24 protein-coding genes and 1 tRNA gene are annotated in these 24126 nt (G+C 59.5%); 14 read left to right on the forward strand and 11 right to left on the reverse strand.

The genetic code is table 11. The annotated features are described in order from the left end of the window. Nucleotides 1-8: 8 nt before the first annotated feature. Entirely contained in the window at nt 9-917 is a 909-nt protein-coding gene (locus tag RXV86_RS06030) for a LysR substrate-binding domain-containing protein (RefSeq protein WP_316298467.1), read from the reverse strand. A 107-nt stretch (nt 918-1024) separates the two neighbouring features. Between RXV86_RS06030 and RXV86_RS06035 the strand changes: the two genes are divergently transcribed. Beyond that, complete coding sequence (locus tag RXV86_RS06035; protein ID WP_316298269.1) at nt 1025-2245, forward strand: acyl-CoA dehydrogenase; 1221 nt, start codon at nt 1025-1027, stop codon at nt 2243-2245. A gap of 302 nt (nt 2246-2547) precedes the next feature. Continuing rightward, nucleotides 2548-3303 carry a LuxR family transcriptional regulator gene (locus tag RXV86_RS06040; protein WP_316298270.1) on the forward strand — a complete coding sequence of 252 codons (756 nt, stop codon included), beginning with the start codon at nt 2548-2550 and terminating at the stop codon, nt 3301-3303. 427 nt (nt 3304-3730) lie between these two features. Here the strand turns inward: RXV86_RS06040 and tsf are convergent, their stop codons facing one another. After that, complete coding sequence (tsf, locus tag RXV86_RS06045; RefSeq protein ID WP_316298272.1) at nt 3731-4612, reverse strand: translation elongation factor Ts; 882 nt, start codon at nt 4610-4612, stop codon at nt 3731-3733. An 80-nt stretch (nt 4613-4692) separates the two neighbouring features. Continuing rightward, nucleotides 4693-5505 carry a 30S ribosomal protein S2 gene (gene rpsB, locus RXV86_RS06050; RefSeq protein WP_316298275.1) on the reverse strand — a complete coding sequence of 271 codons (813 nt, stop codon included), beginning with the start codon at nt 5503-5505 and terminating at the stop codon, nt 4693-4695. Between the two features lie 304 nt (nt 5506-5809). Between rpsB and RXV86_RS06055 the strand changes: the two genes are divergently transcribed. Then, nucleotides 5810-6193, forward strand: coding sequence for an SH3 domain-containing protein (locus tag RXV86_RS06055; protein WP_316298277.1), 384 nt, complete (start codon nt 5810-5812; stop codon nt 6191-6193). A gap of 96 nt (nt 6194-6289) precedes the next feature. Here RXV86_RS06055 and RXV86_RS06060 read toward each other — a convergent pair whose 3' ends face one another. Next, nucleotides 6290-7441 carry a HupE/UreJ family protein gene (locus RXV86_RS06060; protein WP_316298279.1) on the reverse strand — a complete coding sequence of 384 codons (1152 nt, stop codon included), beginning with the start codon at nt 7439-7441 and terminating at the stop codon, nt 6290-6292. On the opposite strand from RXV86_RS06060, the gene RXV86_RS06065 reads away from it, so the two are divergent. The 5 genes from RXV86_RS06065 (at nt 7419) to RXV86_RS06085 (ending at nt 11582) form a co-directional block, all read left to right on the forward strand. Then, complete coding sequence (locus RXV86_RS06065; protein ID WP_316298281.1) at nt 7419-8219, forward strand: DUF4198 domain-containing protein; 801 nt, start codon at nt 7419-7421, stop codon at nt 8217-8219. The genes RXV86_RS06060 and RXV86_RS06065 overlap by 23 nt on opposite strands. Before the next feature lie 39 nt (nt 8220-8258). Then, nucleotides 8259-9152 carry a PfkB family carbohydrate kinase gene (locus RXV86_RS06070; RefSeq protein WP_316298283.1) on the forward strand — a complete coding sequence of 298 codons (894 nt, stop codon included), beginning with the start codon at nt 8259-8261 and terminating at the stop codon, nt 9150-9152. After that, nucleotides 9149-10063: a pseudouridine-5'-phosphate glycosidase gene (locus RXV86_RS06075; protein WP_316298285.1), complete on the forward strand. Its 915-nt coding sequence runs from the start codon at nt 9149-9151 to the stop codon at nt 10061-10063. Before RXV86_RS06070 ends, RXV86_RS06075 begins: the two co-directional genes overlap by 4 nt. Before the next feature lie 92 nt (nt 10064-10155). Beyond that, on the forward strand, nt 10156-10695 hold the full coding sequence (locus RXV86_RS06080) for a hypothetical protein (RefSeq protein ID WP_316298287.1): 540 nt from the start codon (nt 10156-10158) through the stop codon (nt 10693-10695). A gap of 113 nt (nt 10696-10808) precedes the next feature. After that, nucleotides 10809-11582: a DUF502 domain-containing protein gene (locus tag RXV86_RS06085; protein ID WP_316298289.1), complete on the forward strand. Its 774-nt coding sequence runs from the start codon at nt 10809-10811 to the stop codon at nt 11580-11582. 45 nt (nt 11583-11627) lie between these two features. Here the strand turns inward: RXV86_RS06085 and RXV86_RS06090 are convergent, their stop codons facing one another. Continuing rightward, entirely contained in the window at nt 11628-12401 is a 774-nt protein-coding gene (locus RXV86_RS06090) for a 3-hydroxybutyrate dehydrogenase (protein ID WP_316298290.1), read from the reverse strand. Nucleotides 12402-12675: 274 nt separating this feature from the next. Between RXV86_RS06090 and RXV86_RS06095 the strand changes: the two genes are divergently transcribed. Genes RXV86_RS06095 through RXV86_RS06105 form a run of 3 tightly spaced genes read left to right on the forward strand, consistent with a single transcriptional unit; the run spans nt 12676 to nt 15676 of the window. Continuing rightward, nucleotides 12676-14502: an extracellular solute-binding protein gene (locus RXV86_RS06095; RefSeq protein WP_316298292.1), complete on the forward strand. Its 1827-nt coding sequence runs from the start codon at nt 12676-12678 to the stop codon at nt 14500-14502. A 41-nt stretch (nt 14503-14543) separates the two neighbouring features. Continuing rightward, entirely contained in the window at nt 14544-15032 is a 489-nt protein-coding gene (locus tag RXV86_RS06100) for an arsenate reductase ArsC (RefSeq protein WP_316298293.1), read from the forward strand. Continuing rightward, on the forward strand, nt 15029-15676 hold the full coding sequence (locus tag RXV86_RS06105) for an MIP/aquaporin family protein (RefSeq protein ID WP_316298295.1): 648 nt from the start codon (nt 15029-15031) through the stop codon (nt 15674-15676). Before RXV86_RS06100 ends, RXV86_RS06105 begins: the two co-directional genes overlap by 4 nt. A gap of 16 nt (nt 15677-15692) precedes the next feature. Here the strand turns inward: RXV86_RS06105 and RXV86_RS06110 are convergent, their stop codons facing one another. Next, nucleotides 15693-16451: a pyrroline-5-carboxylate reductase dimerization domain-containing protein gene (locus tag RXV86_RS06110; RefSeq protein ID WP_316298297.1), complete on the reverse strand. Its 759-nt coding sequence runs from the start codon at nt 16449-16451 to the stop codon at nt 15693-15695. 119 nt (nt 16452-16570) lie between these two features. Here RXV86_RS06110 and RXV86_RS06115 point away from each other — a divergent pair, with 119 nt between their 5' ends. Further along, a complete protein-coding gene (locus RXV86_RS06115) occupies nt 16571-18310 on the forward strand; it encodes a cobalamin-dependent protein (protein WP_316298298.1) in 1740 nt (579 codons plus the stop codon). A 4-nt stretch (nt 18311-18314) separates the two neighbouring features. Here the strand turns inward: RXV86_RS06115 and RXV86_RS06120 are convergent, their stop codons facing one another. After that, entirely contained in the window at nt 18315-19157 is an 843-nt protein-coding gene (locus tag RXV86_RS06120; protein ID WP_316298300.1) for a hypothetical protein, read from the reverse strand. 170 nt (nt 19158-19327) lie between these two features. Here RXV86_RS06120 and RXV86_RS06125 point away from each other — a divergent pair, with 170 nt between their 5' ends. Beyond that, the gene (locus tag RXV86_RS06125) at nt 19328-20308 is read left to right on the forward strand and encodes an LLM class flavin-dependent oxidoreductase (RefSeq protein WP_316298302.1); all 981 of its coding nucleotides are present in this window, start codon (nt 19328-19330) and stop codon (nt 20306-20308) included. 3 nt (nt 20309-20311) lie between these two features. On the opposite strand, the gene RXV86_RS06130 is transcribed toward RXV86_RS06125, so the two are convergent. Then, nucleotides 20312-20388: transfer RNA gene (locus RXV86_RS06130), tRNA-Arg, on the reverse strand. A gap of 95 nt (nt 20389-20483) precedes the next feature. Between RXV86_RS06130 and RXV86_RS06135 the strand changes: the two genes are divergently transcribed. Beyond that, a complete protein-coding gene (locus RXV86_RS06135) occupies nt 20484-21977 on the forward strand; it encodes a fused MFS/spermidine synthase (protein ID WP_316298304.1) in 1494 nt (497 codons plus the stop codon). A gap of 61 nt (nt 21978-22038) precedes the next feature. On the opposite strand, the gene RXV86_RS06140 is transcribed toward RXV86_RS06135, so the two are convergent. From RXV86_RS06140 to RXV86_RS06150, 3 genes are all read right to left on the reverse strand, one after another. Further along, complete coding sequence (locus RXV86_RS06140) at nt 22039-22167, reverse strand: hypothetical protein (RefSeq protein WP_316298306.1); 129 nt, start codon at nt 22165-22167, stop codon at nt 22039-22041. A gap of 140 nt (nt 22168-22307) precedes the next feature. Then, entirely contained in the window at nt 22308-23528 is a 1221-nt protein-coding gene (locus tag RXV86_RS06145) for a cysteine desulfurase (protein ID WP_316298308.1), read from the reverse strand. Nucleotides 23529-23540: 12 nt separating this feature from the next. Continuing rightward, entirely contained in the window at nt 23541-24110 is a 570-nt protein-coding gene (locus RXV86_RS06150; RefSeq protein ID WP_316298310.1) for a Yip1 family protein, read from the reverse strand. Between the last annotated feature and the right edge of the window lie 16 nt (nt 24111-24126).

A 24126-nucleotide genomic window follows, 5' to 3' on the forward strand; every position in this document is an offset into this window, starting at 1 on the left:
CCCGGATCTCAGCGCGGCAGCAGGTCTTCATCGCCGACGATTTCGGCGAGCCAATCGCGAAAAGCGCTCAGCGCCGGGTCGTTCCGGCGTGTGTCCGGCCAAACCAGCCAGTAATCGCCTAGGCTTTGTTCCGGGCCATCGAGCGCGATTTCCAGCCGCCCCTCAGCCAGTTCCTGCGCCACCAGAAAATCCGGCAACAACGCCACGCCCAGCCCGTGCAGCGCCGCTTGCACGATGGTCGGGAACTGGTCATAGGTCATGCCGGGCAGGGGACCGGTTTCAACGCCGTTGACGGCAAACCACTTCTGCCAGGCCCGCGGCCGGTGTTGAATATGCAGCAGCGGCAGTTTGAGCAGATCATGGCCCGAAGTCACCGGATGATCGCACAGCAGATCAGGCAGGGCGACCGGAATGACATTCTCGGTAGAAAGCCAAAGTTTCTGACAATCGGGCCAGTCTCCGTTGCCGAAAGTTATTGCCGCATCAAAGGGTTGCGTAGCGAAATTGAAAGGTTCCATCCGGGTCGCCATATTGATGGTCACGTCTGGATGGGCGCTGGCAAACTGCGGCAAGCGCGGCACCAGCCAGCGCATGCCGAATGTTGGCAATATCGCCAAGTTGACCGCGCCGCCGCCCGGGTTGGTTTGCAGTTTTAAAGAGGCTTGGGCGATTTGATGCAACGCCGCGCGGATCTCCGTGACATAGGCCTCACCCGCCTGGGTCAGCACCAACCGCTTGCCGGTCCGGTTGAACAGCACAGCCCCCAACTGGTCCTCGAGCGACTTCAACTGCCGCGAGACCGCGCCTTGGGTCAGCGACAGTTCTTCCGCTGCTGCGGTCGCACTTCCCAGCCGTGCGACGGCTTCCAGAGCTTGCAGGGAAGGGACAGAGGGCAAGAACCGTCGTGGAGTTACCATGTATTCCATTACCTCATGATATTATGCATATTTGTCGCTTTATCATGCATTTCACTCAAGATAAACACGGACAAACCCTGAAACAACGCACGCTGGAAAGGCCTGACATGACCGACAAACCCACCCTCCGCGCCAAAGACGCCCCCGACCTGGGCACATTTGCCTGGGATGATCCGCTGCGTTTCGACGACCAACTGACCGAAGAAGAGCGCATGATCCGCGACAGTGCGCGCTCTTACGCACAGGAAAAGCTGCAATCGCGTGTCACCAACGCATTCGCCAACGAGGAAACCGACCCGGAGATTTTCCGCGAAATGGGTGAGATGGGTCTACTGGGCACCACCACGCCAGAGGAGTATGGTGGTCTTGGGGCAGGGTACGTGACCTACGGTCTGGTTGCGCGTGAAGTCGAACGTGTGGACAGCGGGTATCGCTCGATGATGAGCGTGCAATCCTCACTGGTTATGTATCCGATCTATGCCTATGGTTCTGAAGAACAGCGGAAAAAGTACCTTCCCAAGCTGTCCAGCGGAGAGTGGATCGGCTGTTTTGGCCTGACAGAACCCGATGCGGGTTCGGACCCGGCCGGGATGAAAACCCGTGCCGAGAAAACCGAGGGTGGCTATCGTCTTACTGGCTCGAAGATGTGGATTTCCAACGCTCCGATCGCCGATGTCTTCGTGGTCTGGGCCAAGTCCGAAGCCCATGGTGGCAAGATCCGTGGCTTCGTTCTCGACAAAGGCATGAAAGGTTTGAGCGCGCCAAAGATCGAGAACAAGTTCAGCCTGCGCGCTTCTATCACCGGCGAGATCGTCATGGATGGCGTCGAAGTGGGCGAGGGCGCCTTGCTGCCGCACGTCGAAGGGCTCAAAGGTCCGTTCGGTTGCCTCAACCGGGCACGCTATGGCATCAGCTGGGGTGCGATGGGTGCGGCTGAGGCCTGCTGGCACGCGGCGCGGCAGTACGGGCTAGACCGACATCAGTTCAAACGCCCGCTGGCGCAGACACAGTTGTTTCAGCGCAAACTGGCTGAGATGCAGACCGAGATCACGCTGGGGCTTCAGGCGTCCTTGCGCGTTGGCCGCCTGATGGACGAGGCCAATGCCGCGCCGGAAATGATCTCGATAGTCAAGCGCAACAACTGCGGTAAGGCGCTCGACATCGCGCGTCTGGCCCGCGACATGCATGGCGGCAACGGTATCAGCCTTGAGTTCGGCGTGATCCGCCACATGCTGAACCTGGAAACGGTGAACACGTACGAGGGCACGCATGATGTTCATGCACTGATCCTTGGCCGTGCCCAAACCGGGTTGCAGGCATTCTTTTGATCCTGTCCGGAAGCGGGGTGCCGCTGCGGCACCCCGTTTTGCTCAACGCCGTTAGCGCATAATTGGTATTATGGTAAGTTATCAAATTCCGCAAAACCAAGCCCTTAGGTGGAAAAGACATACTCAAGAAATATCATTAATTCACTCAAGCGCTTGGCTTTTGCTCGACAAAACCTCGAATGCATCATTACATTAACCTTTATAGATGCATTGGTCGCGTCATCAGGCAAAATTAATTTCACAACGTGTTCGAGTATCCCGCACCGGTTCGGTGTGCGTTGTGGAATTGGGGAGAAGTAGTAATGGACCTAGTCAGCCATCTAGACAAGATCGCGAACGCACCCTCAATGGAGGCGTTGTGGGATTTGCATTGCCGTAAGATGGCCGAGTTTGGATTTGACCGCCTGCTATATGGTTACACGAATTACCGCATTGGAAAGTCCCTGGGCGATCCGGAAGACTTCGTGATCCTGACCAACCACGACAAGGAATACACCGACTGGTTTTTGGGCGAACAGATGTACTATCACGCGCCGATGGTGAAGTGGTCTCTTGAAAATGAAGGCAGCGCCAGTTGGGGCATCATGCGTGAAAAGCTGTCGAACAAAACGCTGAGCGACAAAGAGCTACAAGTCATTGAGTTCAATGATAAAATGAATGTTACCAGTGGTTACACTATCAGCTTCAAATCGATCTCGCCGCGGTCCAAAGGCGCAATCGCGCTGACCGGTGCCGCGCATATGAACCAGGAAGACGCCGATGAGGTCTGGGCCCGGCATGGGGCTGAAATCATCCTTATGAACAACGTGGCGCATCTCAAGATTCTCTCCCTGCCCTATATCGGCCCGACACGTGGCCTGACCAAACGCCAGCTCGAGGCGCTTCACTGGGTTGGCGATGGCAAAACCACGGCGGATATCGCAATCCTAATGGGGCTCACCCCGGCAACCGTGGAAAAACACCTACGCCTCGCACGTGAGGTTCTCAGCGTTGAAACGACCGCCCAGGCGGTACTCAAAGCGGCATTACAGAACCAGATGTTCGTCGTCGAATACTGAACTCCACACCCGCGCATCGTTGTGTCATCCCTATTCGGCGCGGAATACACGCGCTTGTGAAGGCCACTGGGACCACGTGTTTTCAATGGGTTGCCGCGATTTGACGCCGATTTTTTCCAAAAGGTAAGGATTCCCTTACTTTCGGACGATAGTTACAAATGGCAGATTTGCATTGTTCCGTGAGTGGTGGCTTAAAGCCTGGGAACATGCAGGACGAACCCCTTGAGATTGCAAGGCTCGACGTTCTGCCCGGTTAATCCGGAGCTGGTCTGAAGGTTTATTTCGACCCCAGGATCAGCGACATTTGGACCGCCCTCTCATCCCCATTTGCCGGGCGGGCTCAAAATTAAACGGCGTCGGAGAGATCCGACGCCGTTTTTATTATTAATCAGTGGATTACAGGCACCATTTGAAGTGGCGCTTCAACTCAACCCTGGGCGGCCTTGGCCACCTCGGCCGCGAAATCTTCCTGTTTTTTCTCAATCCCTTCGCCCACGGCGATACGGATGAAGCTGGTGATTTCGACGCCAGCTTCCTTGGCGGCAGCGGCCACGGTCAGATCGGGGTTGACCACGAAGCTCTGGTTTTCCAGCGTGATCTCGGCCAGGAATTTCTTCATCCGGCCCACGATCATCTTCTCGATCACCTGCTCGGGCTTGCCCGACTCACGTGCGATGTCCATCTGGACTTGCTTTTCCTTTTCGACGATCGCCGGGTCAAGCTCGGCCTCGTTCAGGGCCTGCGGGCGCGGGTCGGCAGCGGCGACGTGCATGGCGACCTGACGGGCAAAGCCTTCGTCATCACCCTTGTATGCGACCAGAACACCGATTTTGCCCATTCCGGGGGCTGCGGCGTTGTGCACGTAGGCGGCAACCTTGTCACCGGCGATGCTGGCCATGCGGCGCAGGGTCATGTTCTCGCCGATGGTGGCGATGGCGTCGGTTACGGCGGTTTCCACCGGTTTGCCGCCCAGATCGGCCACTTTCAGGGCTTCGATGTCGTCGACACCCAGGGCGGTTTTGGCGATACCACCCACCAGGTCCTGGAATTGCTCGTTCTTGGCCACGAAGTCGGTTTCCGAGTTCAACTCGATGGCAACGCCCTTGCCGCCTTCGACTGACACGCCCACCAGACCTTCGGCGGCGGTGCGGCCAGCCTTCTTGGCGGCCTTGCCCAGTCCCTTGGTGCGCAGCCAGTCAACCGCGGCTTCCATGTCACCGTCGACCTCGGTCAGCGCTTTTTTCGCGTCCATCATGCCTGCGCCGGTGCTGTCGCGCAGTTCTTTAACCATTGCTGCTGTGATCGCCATTTTGGCTCTCCTTTAACGAATTTGAAAGCAGTGTGCGGGCGCATATGTGACGCGCCCGCAAATCATGAGCGTAACGGAGATCAGCTTTCGGCCGGAGCTTCTGCTGTCGCTTCCTCGGCCGGAGCTTCTGCCGGGGCTTCCGCGGCAACGGCTTCTTCGACGGGAGCCTCTTCCATGGCGCCCAGGTCGATGCCGGCGGCGCCCATCTGGGCAGTCATGCCGTCAAGGCAGGCACGCGCGGCCAGATCACAGTAAAGCGCGATGGCGCGCGCCGCGTCGTCGTTGCCGGGGATGATATAGTCGATGCCTTCCGGCGGGCAGTTGGTGTCGACAACGGCGACAACCGGGATACCCAGCTTGTTGGCCTCGGCCACGGCCAGGGCTTCTTTCTTGACGTCGATGACGAAGAGAAGGTCCGGAACACCGCCCATTTCGCGGATCCCGCCAAGCGAGGCCTGCAGTTTGGTCTGGTCACGCTCCATGCCCAGACGCTCTTTCTTGGTCAGGCCTTCGGCGCCACCTTCCATCTGCTCGTCAATCGACTTCAGACGGTTGATCGACTGCGACACGGTCTGCCAGTTGGTCAGCGTGCCACCCAGCCAGCGGTGGTTCATAAAGTATTGTGCCGATTTCTCGGCAGCGTCCGCGATCGGGCCGGCGGCCTGACGCTTGGTCCCGACGAACAGAACCCGGCCGCCTTTGGCGACGGTTTCGCGGATGACGTTCAGCGCGGCGTCGAGCATCGGCACCGTCTGGGTCAGGTCGAGAATGTGAATGCCGTTGCGCGCGCCATAGATGAACTCGCCCATGCGGGGGTTCCAACGCTGCGTCTGGTGGCCAAAGTGAACGCCTGCTTCCAAGAGCTGGCGCATGGTGAACTCGGGAAGAGCCATGTCCGTTTTCCTTTTCCGGTTTTCGCCTCGGTACGGGATGAGAAGCGGATGCTTCAACCGGTGGACCAAATGGGGATGTCTCCCCCATCAGCCCGCCCATACCTGCGGATTGAATGGCGCGCGTATAGAGGGGTTTTGCAGGGTTGGCAACCCCCCTGCTCTTTCCCGGTACACATGTTTTGAAATGCGATTGCCGTTATTCTACTTGGCAACACCGGGACCGCACGCAAACGCGTCCCAATCCGGACATTGCGTTGTTCAGCTTCTGTCGCTTAGGCTTTCCCTAGCAAGGGAGGACCCAGGTATGAAACGACTTTTGATTGCGACAGCGACGATTATGCTGATTAGCGGCTGCATGGTATCGCAAGCAGCGGCGCAAAAGCGCCCGGAGGTTCCCATCATGTTACACCCTGACACGGAACACGGCACCTGCAGTATCGGGTTTCAGGTCAACGCAGGTGGAGCGACTCTTCGTTCCGGACCGGGGGTGGAATATCCTGTTATCGCAACGTTGAAGGCTGGCCATGTCGTTGCGGGATGCAACCATCAAAATGGGTGGGAAGGCGTGATCGACGGGCAGGATGAATCCTGCAGTATCGGCATCATGGTCACGTCCGCGCGCCCTTATGAAGGCACGTGCAAAAGCGGGTGGGTCGAAGAAAAGGCTCTTACTTCCATCTACGGCTGACCGTACTTCACCGGACCCCTTGCAGTTGTGACGTGGCATTCGCACAAGCCAATGATCGTGTCGTTGGGCGACATGCACGCAATGCCTCTCTTCGGATTACAAAAGCGTGCGCTCGACCACCCAATAGGCTCCAATGGCGGCAATCAGCAATGAGGCTGGAACGGTGATCCGGTTGCGATACCAAATTCGATTCCGAAACCAGAAGCCCACTAGCAGGAAGGCAATGGCGATCACCGTCAGCTGTCCGAACTCCACCCCGACATTGAAGCCCAGGAGCGCGGGGATGAAATGCGCCTCGGGCAAGCCGAATTCCTCCAGCACGCTGGCGAAACCCAGCCCGTGCAACAGTCCGAAACCGAAGACCACAAGCGGCCGCCACCGGTTCAAGCGGTCGGTGAAAACATTCTCGATGGCAACATAGCAGATCGAAGCGGCGATCAGCGGCTCGACAATGCTGCCCGGCACCACAACCCAGCCAAGCGCACCAAGCGCCAGCGTCACCGTGTGCGCAGCGGTGAAAGCAGTAACCTGCCACAGCAGCGGGCGCAGGCGCGCGGCAAGAAGGAACAGGCCGAGGACAAATAATATATGGTCCATCCCTTTGGGCAGGATGTGATCAAACCCGATGGGAACGTAGCTGCCGAAGACCTGCCAGCCGGTTTGCGCGCTGCCGCCGGCAAGGGCAAAATCAGGGCTCATATCGCCTCCGGACAGCGTGGCGCTGAATGAGTTGGGCACATCGCCCTTTTGGCGCAGGATCAGCGCGCCGAAATTGCGTGTCCACCCGAGCGACATGATGCGCGCACCCTCGGGCAGAGGGGCGCTGAACCTCAGCACGGTCAGACGGGCCAACTCGGGATCGTTGGGATCGCGTATCTCGGCACCGTCATAGCCTAGCTCCAAGGGCACATAGTCGACCGCAATCAAGAGGTGTCCAAGGAAATATGGGGCAAAATTCGCAATGCGCGTGTTCAACTCGGCAGGCGGCAACGCGCGCAGCGCTTCGTAATCGGCGGCCTGGGGGGCAGCGTTGGTGTCTTCGAATTCGGAAAGGTCGATCCCGGCCATCAGCGCCTCGACCGTCACCTCGAAAGCGACATGCAGCTCCCCTGCCCGGGCTTCGACTGTGGCGAGCCCCGGGAATACTTCATGCGCGCGGGTTGGCGTCGGGACAGTCAACAGGAAAACGCTTGCCAGCAGCGCCATGATCGGGCCCACTTGGGTAATGAAGCCGCGCATTCTTATCATTCTGGCCCTGCTCCTATTTCTTTTCCCGCGCGCGGGCTTGACGCACGAGTTTTGGATAGAAGCCCGTAAACATCAAGTCGCCAAGGGCGAAAAAATCGAAGCCGGGGTTTTTAACGGGCAAAACTTTCAAGGCGTCGAAATGGCTTGGTTCCCACCGCGTATTGTCCGCTCGGGTTGGGAGGGTGAAACCAACGCCGGACCATTCGACAGCGGGCCCGGTGACAGGCCCGCGATTCACATGACGCCGGGCGATGACGGGTTGCATCGGCTGATCTACGAAGCCGCGCCCAGTTCGTTGACCTACACGGATTGGGACAAGTTCAAGACGTTTGCCGAGGAAAAGGGAAACGCGTGGGCAATTGACCGACATACCGCGCGCGGCCTGCCCGAAACCGGTTTTACGGAAAGTTTTCGCCGGTTCTGCAAGGCTCTTGTCGCTGTCGGCGACGGCACGGGAAACGATGCCTATTCCGGCATGGAGATCGAACTTGTTGCGCTGGACAACCCCTATATCGTGCCGCACCAGACCGGGCTGCAAGTCGAGTTGCGATATCTCGGAGAGCCTTTACCTGACACAACGATTACCGTGTTCGAGAAATGGAAGGGCGATACAACACAGAAATTCCTACTCCGAACCGATATCACTGGCCGGGTTCACGTGCCGCTGTTGCCGGGCAAGAGTTACCTGCTGGATGCAGTCGTCCTTCGTGAGGCCGAAGGACAGGCACATGTCTGGGAAAGCCTGTGGGCCTCGCTGACCTTTGCGGTGCCGCAATAAACTCTTGCCGCGCTGGTTCGGGACAGGCAGTTAGGCGTCATGAGACACCAGCACGACATTCTCTGTATCGGTTCGGTCCTGTGGGATGTGATTGGCCGCGCCCCCAAGCGCATGCAGGTCGGTTCTGACGTGCCGGGGCGGATCGAGCGGCTGCCCGGCGGGGTGGCATTGAATATCGCCATGACCCTCACGGGGTTCGGATTGCGCCCGGCGCTGTTGAGTGCAGTGGGGCGCGATGCAGAGGGCGAAGAGCTAATCCAAGCCTGCGGGGCCATCGGCCTGGAAACGCGTTATCTCTATCACGCCGAGGATCTGCCGACTGACCGTTACATGGCCGTGGAAGGGGCAAACGGGCTGATCGCGGCGATAGCCGATGCGCATTCACTCGAACAGGCGGGCGATCGGATCCTGACGCCGCTTTTTGATGGGCGGCTCGGGTCCGAGGCCGCCCCTTATGAGGGCGCGGTTGCGCTGGATGGCAACCTGACGGTGGAGTTGCTTCAAGATATTGCCGTTAGCCCTTCTTTTTCAAAAGCAGATTTGCGTGTCGCGCCCGCCTCGCCCGGCAAGGCCGAGCGGCTGTTGCCGTTCCTGGCTCATGGCCGTGCTGTGCTGTACGTCAATTGCGAGGAGGCCGGACTGATATGCGATACCAGCTTCAAGACCGCAGCAGAGGCCGCTGAACAACTGATCGAGCGCGGTGCCCAGCGGGTTCTGGTGACTGATGGCAACCGTGCTGCCGCGGAAGGCTCGTTCAATGGGGTTCACGAAAAGGTTCCACCGGAGGTAAACGTAACCCGGATCACCGGCGCGGGCGATACGTTCATGGCCGCCCATATCGCTGCCGAGACCGACGGATTGCAGGGTGTGGATGCATTGGAGGCCGCATTGGCAGCGGCAGCACGCTACGTGTCAGGGGAAACAGCAAAATGATCGAAATTCGCTATTCTGCCGAGGTTTCCGCGGCGCGCGCCAATGGAATGCCAATTGTGGCGTTGGAATCGACCATCATCACCCATGGTATGCCCTGGCCGCAGAATGCCGAAACCGCGCGACTGGTCGAGGCCGATGTACGTGCCAATGACGCTGTGCCTGCCACGACGGCGGTGATCGATGGCTGCCTGCATGTGGGGCTGGAATCCGAGCAGCTAAACCAACTGGCCCAGGCCAAGGGCGTTGCCAAGCTGTCCCGCGCCGACATGGCAGCCTGCCTTGCGGGCGGCGGCACCGGTGCGACCACCGTGGCCGCCACGATGATCGCCGCCCGTCTAGCCGGGATCGAGGTTTTTGCCACCGGCGGCATCGGCGGTGTACATCGTGGGGCCGAGAACAGTTTTGACATATCGGCCGATCTTTATGAGTTGGCGCAGACCCCGGTTACGGTGGTGGCCGCCGGGGCCAAGGCCATTCTCGACGTTCCAAAGACGCTGGAAGTGCTGGAAACCCTTGGTGTGCCGGTGATTGCCTACGGGCAGGACAGCCTGCCGGCCTTTTGGTCCGCCTCTTCCCGCCTGCCCGCGCCCCTGCGCATGGATGACGCCGCACAAATCGCCTGCGCCCACAAGATGCGAGCTGCGCTTGGCCTTCCCGGCGGGCAGCTGATTGCCAACCCGGTGCCCAAGGCGGATGAAATCCCGCAGAGCGAAATGGACCCGATCATCGTCCGGGCGATTGACGAGGCGGATGCGCAGGGCATTCAGGGTAAGGCGGTGACACCCTTCATTCTGGGCCGGATTTTCGAGCTGACCGAGGGTCGTTCACTTGCCGCCAATGTCGCGCTGGTGCGCAACAATGCCCGGCTGGCAGCCCGGATCGCCTGTGCGCTGGCGGTGCTTACCGACTGATCGGTCAACTCCCGCTCATGCGGCAACCTGCCTCCTGCATGCGCGACCGTGCGTGCTTATCTCTGAGTTGAGATGAAACAGGAGGTGCAGTCATGTTTCGTAATGTCCTGCTTTCTCTGGCCGTAATGGTGGCCACACCAGCTGCCGCGCAGGAAATCCCCTTGGTGCCGCTGGTTCCACCGGAATTGGGCGACCGGGCGGATGCGGCCAATATCGACCTCAACGGTGTTTGGGAGTTCGCCACCAGCAATCATACCGGCGGCTGTCCGGGCAGCGGGCCTGGATTTGCCATGGCCGGTCTGATGGAGATTGCGCAATCGGGTGGCGTGATCTCAATGGAAGTGGTCTCAGGCGCGGCCTGTGATCCGGCCTCGATGTGTAGCTTCACCGGTGAGATCGCCGAGGGCGACCTGATCCTTTGGAACAGTGACACCGTCGACGATGAAGGTGGCAAGGTCACCAACACGTTGCACCTCGTGTTTCAGAATAACAGTCTGGCGCAGGGGGTTGGTGGATCGCTTTACGTGCACCCCAAAATGTCCTGTACTTGGGGTTGGAGCATGCTGGTGCATCGCCCCGAAGTGAAAGACGGCGAATGGACACCTGGTGCTGCGGGTCAGGATGGCGACTAAGGCTGAGCGCAGCCCATCACGACCAAATTACGCGTCTGCAACCGCGGCCCCCATTGCCGCGGCCAAGAATTGACACTATGTGACGGTCAACGAGATACGAGTTCAGACCGCGCATGACCACGCCCTTCGACGACGATCATCATCCGCACAAGAAACGCTGGCGCCCGTTTGCCGGGCTTCGGAACAATTTTCTTGCCGGGTTGGTGGTCGTGGTTCCGGTGGCGATCACCATGTGGATGATCTGGACCTTTGTTGGCTGGATCGACAGCTGGGTGCTGCCTTTCGTTCCGGGGTCCTACCACCCTGATGCCCTTTTGAAACACTGGTTCGGCGATCAGGGCTGGTACATCTGGCTCACCGGGGGCGAAGAAGTACGGATCAACGTGCGCGGCGTTGGCGTCGTGCTGTTCCTGATCTTTACCGTTCTGGTCGGCTGGATCACCAAAGGACTGGTCGGCCGCTCGTTCCTGGCCTGGGGTGAAGGCATGGTCGATCGCATGCCGGTGGTCCGTTCGCTCTATAACGGCATCAAGCAGATTGCCGAGACGGTCTTTGCCACTTCGAGCGAGGCCAAGTTCGACAAAGCCTGCCTGGTAGAATATCCGCGCAAGGGGATCTGGGCGATTGCCTTCATCTCGACCAAGGCCAAGGGCGAAGTGGCAAGCCGCATTCCGGTGGACGAAGATATCATCTCGGTTTTCCTGCCGACCACGCCGAACCCGACCTCGGGGTTCCTGCTGTTCGTGCCGCGTCACTCGGTGATCGAACTGGACATGAGCGTCGAGGACAGCGCCAAGCTGGTGATCTCGGCCGGGCTGGTTTATCCGAACAAGAAAGACCCGAGCCAGCCGGTTGAAAACGGCGCTATCGAAAACAGCGCCGAATAGCTCTTCACGCCCTGACTTGCGGGGATCGCGACGCCTGTTCGCCCGTTATAACGCAGTCCAACCCCCATCCACGGAAATTGTTGTGCCGGTGATCTGCGCCGCCGCGTCCGAGCACAGGAACACCGTGGTGCCGCCGATTTCCTCGACGGTCGCAAACTGGCGTGACGGCTGGCGTTCCAGCATCACTTCGCGCACCACTGTGTCGCGGTCCATGTTGTGGGCTGCCATTTGATCCGGAATCTGCGCCTCGACCAGCGGGGTCAGCACGTAACCCGGGCAGATCGCGTTGCAGGTAATCGGTTCGCGCGCAGTTTCGAGCGCTGTGGTCTTGGAAAGCCCGACAACCCCGTGCTTGGCCGCAATATAGGCTGACTTGTACGGCGACGCCGTTAGCCCGTGGGCCGAGGCGATGTTGACCACCCTGCCCCAGCCGGCCTTGCGCATCATCGGCAGGGCTGCAGCGGTAGTGTGAAAGGCCGAGCTGAGGTTGATGGCGATGATCGCATCCCATTTCTCGGTCGGGAATTCATCAATCGGCGCGACGTGCTGAATGCCGGCGTTGTTGACCAGGATATCGCAGGCTCCGGCCTGCTGGATCAATGCCCGGCAATCTTCGGGATTGGACATGTCGGCCTGGATATAGCGGACGTTCGTTCCAAACTCCTGGCCCACTTCGGCGGCCAGAGCATGATCCTCTGGCGAATCGGTAAACGAGTTCAGAACCACATCTGCCCCGGCGCGGGCCAGCTCACGTGCGACCCCCAACCCGATACCCGAGTTGGATCCGGTGACGATGGCGGTTTTTCCGGTGAGCGACATGAGCTGATTCCCCTTGTGATACTGCGTTGCAGCAACTTTACGAGGGTTACACCATCAAGACGAGAGCTCACCGCTCAACAGGTCAAAAAAAACCCCGGCACGAAGCCGGGGTTAAGTTATTGAGGCAGGTTTCATACAGGCAAGAAACCTATCGAGCAGTGACACCTTTATAAGCAATTCGCGGCTCAGGTCCAAGCTAAAAGTTTGATAATACGTGAATCCCCAGTTAGCCTGATCGTTAATAAAACAAGGGCAGCGCAGGATTGTTGCGAAAATGAAACCAGTTTTTTTCCAGCCGCGCTTGGCCGGATTGGCGCTTTTTGGCCTGCTCTTGCAGGTTGCAAACCCGCCGCTTCCGGCCGAGGCCGAGCCGTCTTACGGGTTATCTATGTATGGTGCCCCGGCCCTACCACAGGATTTTGTGTCGCTGCCCTATGCAAATCCCGAGGCCCCCAAGGGCGGGCGAATCACTGTCGGTAATACCGGGGGGTTCGATTCGCTCAATCCCTTCATCCTGAAGGGCACCGTGCCCTGGCAACTGCGCTTTCTTGGCTACGAGAGCCTGATGGGCCGCAACCATGACGAGGCATTCGCGCTTTACGGCCTACTCGCCGAATCGGTGGAGACCGGCCCGAACCGTGAATGGGTCGAGTTCACCCTGCGTGAAGAGGCCCGATTCTCGGATGGCAGCCCGGTGACGCTCGACGATGTGATCTGGTCCTACGAGACCCTCGGCACGGAAGGCCACCCCCGCTATCAGCGTGGGTTCTGGGAGGGGGTCGAACGGATCGAGGCCACCGGCCCGCGCAGCCTTCGGATCAGTTTCCATACAGCCAACCGGGAACTGGCCCTAGTTGCAGGCATGCGGCCGATCCTGAAGAAATCACAATGGCAGGGACGCGATTTCACCGCCTCTGGCTTCGAGGCTCCGATCGGTACCGGACCTTACGTGATCGATGGCTTTGAACCCGGAAAATACGTCCGCATGAAACGCAACCCCGAGTATTGGGGCCGCGATCTGCCGTTGATGCGTGGCCGGGCCAATCTCGATGAGATCAGGATCGAATTCTATGGCGACGACGCGGTGCTTTTCGAAGGTTTCAAAGCCGGAGAACTGACGGTCCTGCGCGAGTTCAACGCCGAGAAATGGGCCACGCAATACGACTTTCCAGCCGTAGCCTCGGGCGAGGTCATCAAATCCGAAATCCCCGATGGAAAACCGTCGGGCATCACCGGCTTCGTGATGAATACCCGCCGCGCACCGTTTGACGATTGGCGGGTGCGGCAGGCGCTGATCCTGGCGTTCAATTTTGAATACATGAACGACACCATCACCGGCGGGCGGCAAGCCCGGATCACATCGTACTTTTCCGGTAGCGACCTGGGGATGCGTCCGGGCCGGGCCGAGGGGCGTGTACGTGAGCTGCTCGCCCCCTTTGCTGATGAGTTGTTGCCCGGTGTTCTTGAAGGCTACGATCTGCCTGTATCGAACGGCACCGAGCGCAACCGCAAGAACCTGCGCCAGGCGGTCAAGCTTTTGGCCGAAGCTGGTTGGAGCGCCAAGGACGGCGTGATGAAGAACGCCGATGGCGTTCCGTTTGCATTCAAGGTCCTGTTGCGCCAGGGCGCGCGCGAGAAACAGGCCTTTATCAACATCTTCATTCAGGCGCTGTCGCGGATCGGGATCAACGCGCAGATCGAAACCGTGGACAACGCGCAGTACTTCAAACGGCTCGAGACCTATGATTTCGACATGACTGATATTCGCCGCGGGTTTACCCTGTCCCCCGGCAATGAACAGAAGCTTTATTGGGGCGCCAAAGGTGTTGAAACCCCGGGCTCCCGGAACCTGATGGGCATGAACGTGCCTGCGGCCGAAGCCATGATCGATCACATGCTGGCCACCGAAGATATTGACCAGTTTACTGCGGCGGTGCGCGCTCTGGACCGGGTCCTGATCGCTGGTCGCTATGTAATCCCGACCTATAGTTACGGCATGCGCCGGATCGCCCACTCCAAGCAGCTGCACTACCCTGAGCGCATTCCAATCAACGGGGATGGCCCATGGTTCATGCCCGATGTCTGGTGGTATCAGGAGTGAGCCGTCATCAGGTTGTTACATATCCTATCTAAACGGGCGCCATGAAAATCCTTGTTCTCTGTACCGGCAACTCGGCCCGGTCGATCCTTCTCGAAGCTTTGCTCAACCGGCTGGAAAAAGGTCGTATCACCGCTTTTTCGGCCGGCTCCAATCCGACCGGCGCGGTTCACCCGCAATCTTTGAAACTCCTGGGTGGCAAGGGCTATGATCTGAGCGGCGCCCGGTCGAAGAGCTGGGACGAATTCGCCGCCCCAGGGGCGCCTGAGCTCGACATCGTGATCACTGTCTGTGCCAGTGCAGCAGGCGAGGTTTGCCCAATCTGGCCCAGCACCACGCCCGGCAAACCGCTGCGTGCCCACTGGGGCGTGGATGATCCCGCCGTCGCTGACGAGACAGATTGGCAAGACGCCTTCCAGACGGCCTATGATATTCTGGACCGCCGGGCGCAGGCTTTGCTTGACCTGCCACTTGAGGATATGAAAGCTGACGCGATGAAAACCGCGCTGGACAGGATCGGGACGCTTCCATGACACAGAAATTGATGGCCGAGTTCATCGGCACCGCTTTCCTGCTGATCGGCGTGGTCGGATCGGGCATCATGGCCGAGACCTTGTCGGACGGGAATGTCGCGCTTGCGCTTCTGGCCAATGCGATTGCCACCGGTGCGATGCTCTATGCCATCATCACCACCATGGGGCCGATCTCGGGGGCACATTTCAATCCCGCCGTTACCCTAGCCTTTGCCTTGCGCGGCGAACATGCCTGGAAGGACGTGTTGCCTTACATCGCAGTTCAGATTGTCGGGGGTATCATCGGCGTCTGGGCTGCCCATATCATGTTCGATCTTTCGATCCTGCAGACATCCACCACGATGCACCGTACCGGCACTGCACAGTGGTTTTCCGAGGTAATCGCCACTTTCGGCCTGCTGTTCGTGATCTTTGGCGGGGTGCGTCACAAACCAGACACCGTGCCGACGCTGGTCGGGCTCTATATCACCGGGGCCTACTGGTTCACGTCATCCACCAGCTTCGCCAATCCGGCGGTCACCATCGCCCGCGGCTTTTCCGACACGTTTGCCGGTATCTATCCTGGGCACGCGCCGATGTTCATTGTGATGCAGATCGTGGCGGTGGGGATCGGTCATGTGGTGTTGACGCGCCTGTTCCGCTAGCTGCGCTTCGGCGCCGTCAGGTTTCTCCGCGGAGCTTTTTCAGCACAATGTCGCAGGCGTCTTGCCAAGCTTCGGGCATGTCCTGCGATTCCAGATGATTCAAACCCGCTTCGGTGATGCCGCCGGGAGTGCAGAGGCTGGTCAGGATCTCATCCATTGACGCCTCATGTTCGCTTTGCATCCGCCCTGCCGCAACAAAGGTCCGGGCCACCAGCTGCCGGGCCAGCGCCGGGTCAAGACCATGATTGGCGCTCCAATCGACCCCGGTGCGGATCAGGGCCTGCGCCCACCCGTAGATGGCGGCGCTGACCGTTGCGGTTTCGAACTGGTCTTCCGATTGCAGCGCGATGGTACTGCCAATGGCATCAAGAAGTGGTCGCAGCTCGGGTCGCATCGGAAAGACAACCGTCGGGCTGGCGCCCAGTTCGGAGGCGGTCAGCGGCATGATCCGCACAACAGCTGCCGGGGCGGCTTCAGCTGCCAGTTGCTTGAGTGTTACGCCTGCGCAGGCTGAGACCAGCACCTGCCCTGCTCGCCAGGGAAGGCCGCGCACAGCTGCGCCGGCATCGGCAGGACGCACCGCAAGCAACACGATATCGCACTGATCAACCAGTGTGCGGTTGTCAGGCGTCAGCACGAAATCATACCGCTGGGCCAGGTCAGGTCCGTGACCACGCGGCGAAAGGTGAATATCTGAAGGGGTGATACCGGCCTTCGACAGCCCCCTGAGGATCGAACCGGCAAGATGCCCGACACCGATGACTCCCAGTTTCATGGCCCTGCCCTCCGTTCATACCCGACCTGTGCATGGGTCAATCAATGACACGCGTTGCCGGCCTCGCGCAAACTGTTAGGTTTGTCCGAACCCTTGCAACCAACGTGGAGAGCTTCCAGATGAAGCCAGACCTCGTTTTAACCGCCCCCGACATGCAGCCCGGTGCCGATCTTTTGGCGACTGGACGGCGCATGGCCGGGGATTGGCCGATGGGGCGGAGCCTGTTTCTGGACAGTCAGAACGTCGCCTCTGAGGCCGAGTACAAGCGGCGAGAGGCGGCAAAGGGTCGGATCATGCAGCACGCCCATATTGGCTTCCGCAGCCTCGATCGCACGATCGGCGCCATCGAGCATCTGCACGAAGCGGTCCGAAAGCATGACGCCCGGATCGATCGGTTCGGTATTACCCTCGACTGGTCGATGGGATACCCGCCAGAGCAGCGTGACCGCGCAAATCGTGGCACCGGCATCGTGCTGAGCGGTCCCGAGGATTTTCTCAAGATCACGAATGCCAGCCCCGCCGCGGCCCATTTCGGGGATTTCATGCTCGGCCTGCCCGGTGCGCTGCACAATGTCCGCGCCGCCATTGTTGCCGGGGCCACGGCGATCGGCAATCTGGGTCAGTATTTCACCTTTCGCCTGCCCTATTGGGATGATGATGTCGCTACCACCGAGGCTACGGTCACCGCACTGGGCCTGATCGCAGCACAGGAGGCCGAAATTCTGGTGCACTCCAATCTGGATGACGGTTTTGCCGGGCTGTTTGTCGACATGACAAGCGCATTTGGAATGATGCTGATCGAAAAGCACATCATCGAAGACCTGATCGGCGCGCGCGCTTCGTTCTGCTTTGGTCACCATTTTTCATCTCCGCTGACACGGACCGCTTTCCACGCCGCACTGGCGCAGAAAGTGGAAACACCCGGAACAATGCTTTTCGGCAATACAGTTGCTTACCGTGGCGCACCAGCTGCGAATTATGCCAGCCTTGCCAGCTATCTGCTGTCCGATATCGCGGCGCTGATGCGCGCCCCGACCGGCCATGCCATCAATCCGGTGCCCGTCACCGAAAACCTTCGTATTCCCGATGTTGACGAGATCCTCGACGCGCAGATCTTTGCCGCGCGTCTTGCAGAACATGCCGTGGACCATGTCGACTTGATGAATCGTGACATCATCGAACAGGCAGCCCAAGCGTTGATTGACGGCGGCCAGCGCTTTGCCCGCGCAGCCTTGACAGGTCTGGCCCAGCGTGGGGTTGATACGGCTGACCCGGCCGCGCTGATGCTGGCCTTGAGACGGCTTGGTGCTAAACGAATGGAGGCGCTTTGGGGGCAAGGTCGGCTAATCGGACCCGGCAGGCAGCCGCTGATCCCTGCAGATTGGGCCGAGGCGCTCAACGGGATGGCCGATGCCTGGCTGCGAGACGCCACGTGGAACGCGAGTAGCTTCTCGGGCCTGAAGATTGTACTTGGGACCACGGACGTACACGAGCATGGAGCCTATCTTGTCGGCAGAACGTTGGAAGGACTTGGGGCCGATGTTGTCGACGCCGGTGTATCGCTTGATGCGGAAACCCTGGTGGCACGAGCCTGCGCCGAGAATGCCGATATTCTTGCGATCAGCACCTATAACGGCATCGCCTTGCGCTATACCCAGGCCGTAGTGGACGCGTTGAACCACCGCAATCGTGACATGCCGGTCATGATCGGAGGCAAGCTTAATCAAATCTCGGACAGTTCCAATTCCGATTTACCAACGGATGTCAGCAATGATATCCGGATCCTTGGCGCCGCGCCCTGCGCCAATCTCGACGACATGCTTGCCACGCTCGAAAAGATCGCCCGCGCATCACGCTAGGTCTTTACGTCCAGGTTAGAACCTTGTGATCGACGCAGGTGATGAAGCGTCCGGCGGTGATGCGATAGTTGGTCGGACTGTTCTCGACCCCGTGCAGGTAGGAAGCGTTCATGAAATAAAGATCGCCGCGCCGAATCTTGACGCGGACTTTTTCGAACTGGTCAGCATAGTCGATCGGATAAGGGTAACCGGTTTTTTCCAGCCCCAACTTGGCGCGTACCGCGTCATCGGGGCGATGGTTCCACATCACCGTTGCGCTGCCTTCAGCATCGTCGGCGATGCACAGATTGACGGCGACCGTGTGTTTGCCTGCACCGATCTCGAACCCGTCTTCGGCGGCCTGGGCCACCTGGGCACTGTCATCATGGGGGTGCAGCGTCATCGCCCCATTGTCGAGCCATTTCCGGGTGGTGGCAAAGTTGCCCTGCCCCCCTAGGTGGCGGGCCTGGCGGTAAAGCTTGCCGCGTTTTAGGAACGCCCGCTCGAGCGCGTCGTCGAAAAACAGGTTCTGCACGGTCTTGGCGGCCAGAACCGAGTACAGGTCGATCACATGTTCCATGTGCTTGACGGTTTCGCGGACATACTCTTCGCCGTTGCGCTGGAACTGGGTGGACCCGATCTGCTGGTTGCGCACCAGACCATCTTCGCCGCGGTCACTGCCATCTGCGGCAATGATCTGGTTGAAACGTTGTTCCAGCTTGCGACAATCGTCGAGATCGGCAAAATCCCGAAGCACGACCAGGCGGATACCATCCACGCCGCCCTGCTCGATGAACTGAGTCAACAGGTCGGCATCGTATTCGCCCTTTGCGCATTCGAGAATACCAATCGATTGATCGTCAAGCATGTCCACCCCCAATTGTGTTTCCGATCACGCGCTCACGCACCACTTTGCTCCCCTTTAACGCGAAGTGCACGCCACAGCTACAGAAAATATTGCACCTCGACACCCGCGAAGAACCGACTTCTTATAGAAGCGAGCCCCGTTTTCTCCCTTTGAGCCTGCACAGGTGCCCCATGATCCCTTATTCCATTCTTGATCTTTCGCCCATTCCCGAAGGGGGCAGTGCAAGTGACGCGCTGTGGCGAACCGGTGAGCTGGCGCGACACGCCGAAGCCTGGGGGTACAAGCGCTACTGGCTGGCTGAGCATCACAACATGCCCGGTATTGCATCATCCGCAACCGCAGTGTTGATCGCGCATGTGGCCAGTCAAACCGAAACGATACGGGTCGGCTCCGGCGGGGTAATGTTGCCCAACCATGCGCCGCTGGTGATTGCCGAACAGTTCGGCACCCTGTCCACGCTTTACGGTGATCGGATCGATCTGGGTCTAGGCCGCGCACCGGGAACCGATGCGCGAACCGCCCATGCCCTGCGCCGTGGTCGGATGGAGGACAATTTCCCGGACGAGGTGGTCGAACTTCTGGGCTATCTCAGCCCCTCGGTTGCCGACCAACCGGTGCGCGCCATTCCCGGCGAAGGTACCAAGGTGCCGGTCTGGATTCTGGGCTCATCGCTCTTTGGGGCGCAACTGGCGGCCCATCTTGGCCTGCCCTACGCCTTTGCCTCGCATTTTGCACCCGACGCGTTGGAACCGGCCATCCAGACCTATCGCGAGAGGTTCCAACCCGGCCTGACCAAGGCGCCGTGTTTCATGCTGGCGGTCAACGTCTTTGCCGCCGACACGGATGTCGACGCCCACCGGCTGCGGTCCTCGCAGCTCTTGGGCTTCATCAACCTGCGAACCGGACGCCCGGGCCCGCTTCCAGCGCCCGTTGATGACATTGCAACGGTCGCGACGCCGCAGGTCGTGCAAACCGCCGATTCTCAGTTGCGTGTCGCCGCGGTTGGGGCGCCGGACACGGTACGCGCGCAGCTCGCGGCAATGATCGAACGCTACCAACCGGACGAGTTGATCCTGACCGGACAAATCCACGATCATGCGGCGCGGTTGAAAAGCTTCGAAATCGCGGCGGATATTCTGAAAAACCTGTGAAAGTGGCGGACCCTAGAGGATTCGAACCTCTGGCCTCTGCCTTCGGAGGGCAGCGCTCTATCCAGCTGAGCTAAGGGTCCACGGATCCGCTCTATAACGACCCTGCCCGCCCCCCGCAATCACCAAATTCGCGGTTTTGCGGTGGACATTACCCGGCTGCGCGCAATGATGCGGCATGGACAGGTTCAAGGTTTCGCTCTGGCTGTTGGTTTTGCTGCAGGCGGCTGTTTCGGCCGCCTCGCTTGTGGTGGAGATCGTGGCCGGTCGATTGTTGGCCCCGTATGTAGGCATGTCACTTTACACCTGGACCTCGGTCATTGCGGTGGTGCTGGCGGGGTTTTCGCTGGGTCATTGGATCGGCGGGAGACTGGCCGAACGTGCGGGCCGGGCGGCGCTGACAGCCACCGGCTGGGCCTTGTTGGCGGCAGCCCTGACCACGGCGCTGGCGATCTTCCTGCTCCGGCTTCTGGCCGGCCCTGTGCTGCAGGGCGTGGACCATCCGGTATGGGGCATCGCCATCCTGAGTTTTCTGGTGTTTTCCCTGCCATCGACCTTTGCTGGCATTCCGGCACCGGTGCTGGCCAAGATTGCCGTTGAATCCGGCGATCGGCCCGGTCAGGCGCTCGGCGCGATCTTTGCGGCCGGGGCCGTGGGAGCAATTGCCGGTACGTTGTTGGCCGGGTTCCTGTTCATCTCGTGGCTGGGGTCAAGCCTTACCCTGGCGCTGGTCACGGTGATCTATGTTCTTGCTGCGCTGATCTGCCTGCAATTGGCGCGATCGCGATTGATCTGGGCCCTGCTGGCAATGGCAGTGGCCCTGGCCCTAGCGGGCAGCGCGCTTGCCCTGCCCAACCCCTGTACGGTCGAAAGCCGCTATTTCTGCCTGCGGTCGGTCGATGTGTCCGCCAGTCCGGATCATCCTGCAAGACTAATGGTGATCGACCATCTTGCCCATGGCATATCATCCCGCGATGCGCCGCAGGTGCAGTTCACCGAACATGCCGCGATGCTGGCCGCCCTGTCGCATATCCGCAGCGAGCGGCCGGATTTCTCAACGTTCTTCATCGGTGGTGGGTCCTATTCGATCCCGCGGGCCTTTGCCCTGAAAAACACCGGAGCACGCGTTGTCGCCGAGATCGACCCGGAAGTGACCGCCATGGCGATCCGTGATTTCTGGTTCGATCCCGAAACCGCGACAATCCTGCATGAGGATGCGCGCCAAGCCCTAAAAACCCGGCCCCAGCGATATGACATCATCGTCGGCGACGCGTTCACCGACGTGGCAGTGCCCGCCCACTTGGTCACCCGCGAGTTTTTTGAACTGGTCCAATCTCGACTCAGCCCAGGCGGCAGTTTCCTGATGAACGTGATTGACTACGAGGGACGCTTGCTTGCGCTGGCCTCGGTTGCGCGTACTCTGAGCGAAGTATTCCCGGAAATCGAAATCTGGACCAACACAACGCCACCTGCCCCCGGCGCGCGGGTCGTGTTTGTCATTGCGGCCGGAGACACTACCAGCGAAGCGTCACGTGTCACGGTGCCGGCACCAGACCAGACCGAGTTCGGCGCGATTGCCCCGGGGTGGGTTTCCAAATTGATCGCAGAAAAAGGGACGGTTCTGACCGACGACTATGCGCCGATCGACCGTCTGGTGGGACGGCCCGACTGATGCGTCGCGCCGTCCGTTTTCACTGTCCAAGCTGATACCTAAGGCCTGCGCCCCAGATCGCTTATTCTACAACGTTGCCGTATTTGTCGTAGGTCGGCTCAGGGGCGACCATCACTTCGGGCTCGGGCTGGGCACAAGCGGCGAGGAAACCGGCAGTTGCGAAGATGGCGGCGGCTTTGATCAACTTCATTGTTGAACTCCATTTTTTTCAAACACAGCAAGTCTAACCGCGCTTTTGGCGCGAGTCGATCATTCAAATGCGCGCGGGAGGCGGAATTCTGCCAGATGTGCGCAACCTGCAGCAGCGTCAATTATCAAAACCGCGTTGCTTCACCCAAAGAGCTGGTGCGCCAGTTCCAGTGCCTCAATCAGTTTGTCGATCTCGTCGCGGGTGTTGTACATGCCGAAACTGGCCCGACAGGTGGCCGACACCCCGAAATGATCCATCAACGGTCCGGCGCAGTGATGCCCGGCCCGCACCGCGACCCCCTTCTTGTCGAGAATCGTCGAAATGTCATGGGCATGGGCCGCGCCTTCCATCGTGAACGAGAAGATCGCCGCCTTGCCCGGCGCGGTGCCCTGCAAACCCAGCCAGTTCAGCCCTGTCAGACGTTCGCTCGCATAGCTTGCCAAGTCGGCCTCATGCGCGGCAATCTGATCCATGCCGATATCCATCAGGTATTCGAGCGCCACGCCCATGCCGATGGTTTGAACGATGCCGGGCGTTCCGGCCTCGAACATCATCGGCGGATCATTATAGGTGACGGCGTCGCGGCTGACTTCTTTGATCATGTCACCACCCCCCAGGAACGGGCGCATTTCGGCCATGCGTTCTTTGCGGATGTAAATCGCGCCCGAGCCTGATGGACCGTAAAGCTTGTGGCCGGTTATCGGGTAGAAATCACAGCCAATGTCCTCGACATTGACCGGTGCGTGCACTGCGCCCTGACTGCCATCAACCAGCGTGGCAATGCCGCGCGCGCGCGCCGCATGGCATATGGTTTTCACATCCACCATCGTGCCCAACACATTGGAACACTGGGTAATCGCCACAAGCTTGGTCTTCGGTCCCATGGCGTCGATCACCGCCTGCGGATCAAGCGCCCCGGTGGCATCCACATCAACCCATTTCAGCACAACCCCCTGGCGTTCTCGTAGAAAATGCCAAGGCACGATATTGGCGTGGTGTTCCATGACGCTGAGGATGATTTCGTCCCCGGCCTGAAACTGTGGCATGGCCCAACTATAGGCAATCAGGTTGATCCCTTCGGTTGTGCCGGAATTGAAAACGATCTCGTTCTCGTCGCTTGCCCCCAGGAACCGGGCTACGATCCCGCGTACCGCCTCGTATTTGTCTGTGGCGAGATTAGAGAGGTAATGCAGACCCCGGTGCACGTTGGCGTATTCGTGGGAATAGGCCGTGGTCACCGCGTCGATCACGCATTGCGGCTTTTGAGCTGATGCGCCATTATCGAGATATACCAAAGGCTTGTTGTTCACTTCTCGCGCAAGGATCGGAAAGTCCCGGCGGATTTTGTTGACGTCATACATCGGCATCATTCCTTAGCCTGTCATGCCTTCACCCAGTGCCCCAACCATGAGCACGAAGAGCACCAACCCCGCCATCATCAGGCCAAAGGCCAGCGCCAGAACGCTCACGGCCTTGAGCGGATTGTTAAAACCATGCACGCGATCGATGAAAGCGATCAGGATCCACACCCCCCAGAAAAACGCGATGAAATGCACCATGCTGGCAAGGCCGACGGCGACCAGAGTCAGGATAATCACGATCACCTGGACCCCGGCCTGCACCAATTGCAGCCAAGTAAATGTGGCCAGCATGTCATGCAGGCGCCCGTTGCCGCCAAGCGCGCGACCGGCCCAGAACAGCACGAAAATGATTAGCACGAACACCCCGGTACCCAGAACCGCCAGCATCCCTGGCTTGAAGAAGATCGGCGGGGTGATGGCGATCTGTTCCGGAGTCGGCGGCACAAGTTGCAGGCCCAGCGAAATCAGCAGCGCATTAAGCACAGCCGCGAGAACCACAGCGCTCCACAGGGTTTCGTTGGACAAACCATGACGTAGGGTCATGATCTGACCAGCCGCCTCCTTGGGGCTGAAAAGTGTCATTTTGACAAGGGCTTGC

Origin of the sequence: Aliisedimentitalea sp. MJ-SS2, from assembly GCF_032586155.1 — a bacterium.
Lineage (GTDB): Bacteria > Pseudomonadota > Alphaproteobacteria > Rhodobacterales > Rhodobacteraceae > JAWHTC01.

What these genes read in the sequence shown, in the direction of transcription:
- RXV86_RS06095 (WP_316298292.1), top strand. Translation starts at nt 12,676, where the DNA reads ATGAAACCAGTTTTTTTCCAGCCGCGCTTGGCCGGATTGGCGCTTTTT.
- RXV86_RS06125 (WP_316298302.1), top strand. Translation starts at nt 19,328, where the DNA reads ATGATCCCTTATTCCATTCTTGATCTTTCGCCCATTCCCGAAGGGGGC.
- RXV86_RS06060 (WP_316298279.1), bottom strand. Translation starts at nt 7,441, where the DNA reads ATGATAAGAATGCGCGGCTTCATTACCCAAGTGGGCCCGATCATGGCG.
- RXV86_RS06085 (WP_316298289.1), top strand. Translation starts at nt 10,809, where the DNA reads ATGACCACGCCCTTCGACGACGATCATCATCCGCACAAGAAACGCTGG.
- RXV86_RS06145 (WP_316298308.1), bottom strand. Translation starts at nt 23,528, where the DNA reads ATGTATGACGTCAACAAAATCCGCCGGGACTTTCCGATCCTTGCGCGA.
- RXV86_RS06080 (WP_316298287.1), top strand. Translation starts at nt 10,156, where the DNA reads ATGTTTCGTAATGTCCTGCTTTCTCTGGCCGTAATGGTGGCCACACCA.
- RXV86_RS06040 (WP_316298270.1), top strand. Translation starts at nt 2,548, where the DNA reads ATGGACCTAGTCAGCCATCTAGACAAGATCGCGAACGCACCCTCAATG.
- RXV86_RS06135 (WP_316298304.1), top strand. Translation starts at nt 20,484, where the DNA reads ATGGACAGGTTCAAGGTTTCGCTCTGGCTGTTGGTTTTGCTGCAGGCG.
- RXV86_RS06030 (WP_316298467.1), bottom strand. Translation starts at nt 917, where the DNA reads ATGGTAACTCCACGACGGTTCTTGCCCTCTGTCCCTTCCCTGCAAGCT.
- RXV86_RS06065 (WP_316298281.1), top strand. Translation starts at nt 7,419, where the DNA reads ATGAAGCCGCGCATTCTTATCATTCTGGCCCTGCTCCTATTTCTTTTC.
- tsf (WP_316298272.1), bottom strand. Translation starts at nt 4,612, where the DNA reads ATGGCGATCACAGCAGCAATGGTTAAAGAACTGCGCGACAGCACCGGC.
- RXV86_RS06035 (WP_316298269.1), top strand. Translation starts at nt 1,025, where the DNA reads ATGACCGACAAACCCACCCTCCGCGCCAAAGACGCCCCCGACCTGGGC.
- RXV86_RS06140 (WP_316298306.1), bottom strand. Translation starts at nt 22,167, where the DNA reads ATGAAGTTGATCAAAGCCGCCGCCATCTTCGCAACTGCCGGTTTCCTC.
- RXV86_RS06110 (WP_316298297.1), bottom strand. Translation starts at nt 16,451, where the DNA reads ATGAAACTGGGAGTCATCGGTGTCGGGCATCTTGCCGGTTCGATCCTC.
- RXV86_RS06105 (WP_316298295.1), top strand. Translation starts at nt 15,029, where the DNA reads ATGACACAGAAATTGATGGCCGAGTTCATCGGCACCGCTTTCCTGCTG.
- RXV86_RS06055 (WP_316298277.1), top strand. Translation starts at nt 5,810, where the DNA reads ATGAAACGACTTTTGATTGCGACAGCGACGATTATGCTGATTAGCGGC.
- RXV86_RS06120 (WP_316298300.1), bottom strand. Translation starts at nt 19,157, where the DNA reads ATGCTTGACGATCAATCGATTGGTATTCTCGAATGCGCAAAGGGCGAA.
- RXV86_RS06115 (WP_316298298.1), top strand. Translation starts at nt 16,571, where the DNA reads ATGAAGCCAGACCTCGTTTTAACCGCCCCCGACATGCAGCCCGGTGCC.
- rpsB (WP_316298275.1), bottom strand. Translation starts at nt 5,505, where the DNA reads ATGGCTCTTCCCGAGTTCACCATGCGCCAGCTCTTGGAAGCAGGCGTT.
- RXV86_RS06100 (WP_316298293.1), top strand. Translation starts at nt 14,544, where the DNA reads ATGAAAATCCTTGTTCTCTGTACCGGCAACTCGGCCCGGTCGATCCTT.
- RXV86_RS06075 (WP_316298285.1), top strand. Translation starts at nt 9,149, where the DNA reads ATGATCGAAATTCGCTATTCTGCCGAGGTTTCCGCGGCGCGCGCCAAT.
- RXV86_RS06070 (WP_316298283.1), top strand. Translation starts at nt 8,259, where the DNA reads ATGAGACACCAGCACGACATTCTCTGTATCGGTTCGGTCCTGTGGGAT.
- RXV86_RS06150 (WP_316298310.1), bottom strand. Translation starts at nt 24,110, where the DNA reads ATGACACTTTTCAGCCCCAAGGAGGCGGCTGGTCAGATCATGACCCTA.
- RXV86_RS06090 (WP_316298290.1), bottom strand. Translation starts at nt 12,401, where the DNA reads ATGTCGCTCACCGGAAAAACCGCCATCGTCACCGGATCCAACTCGGGT.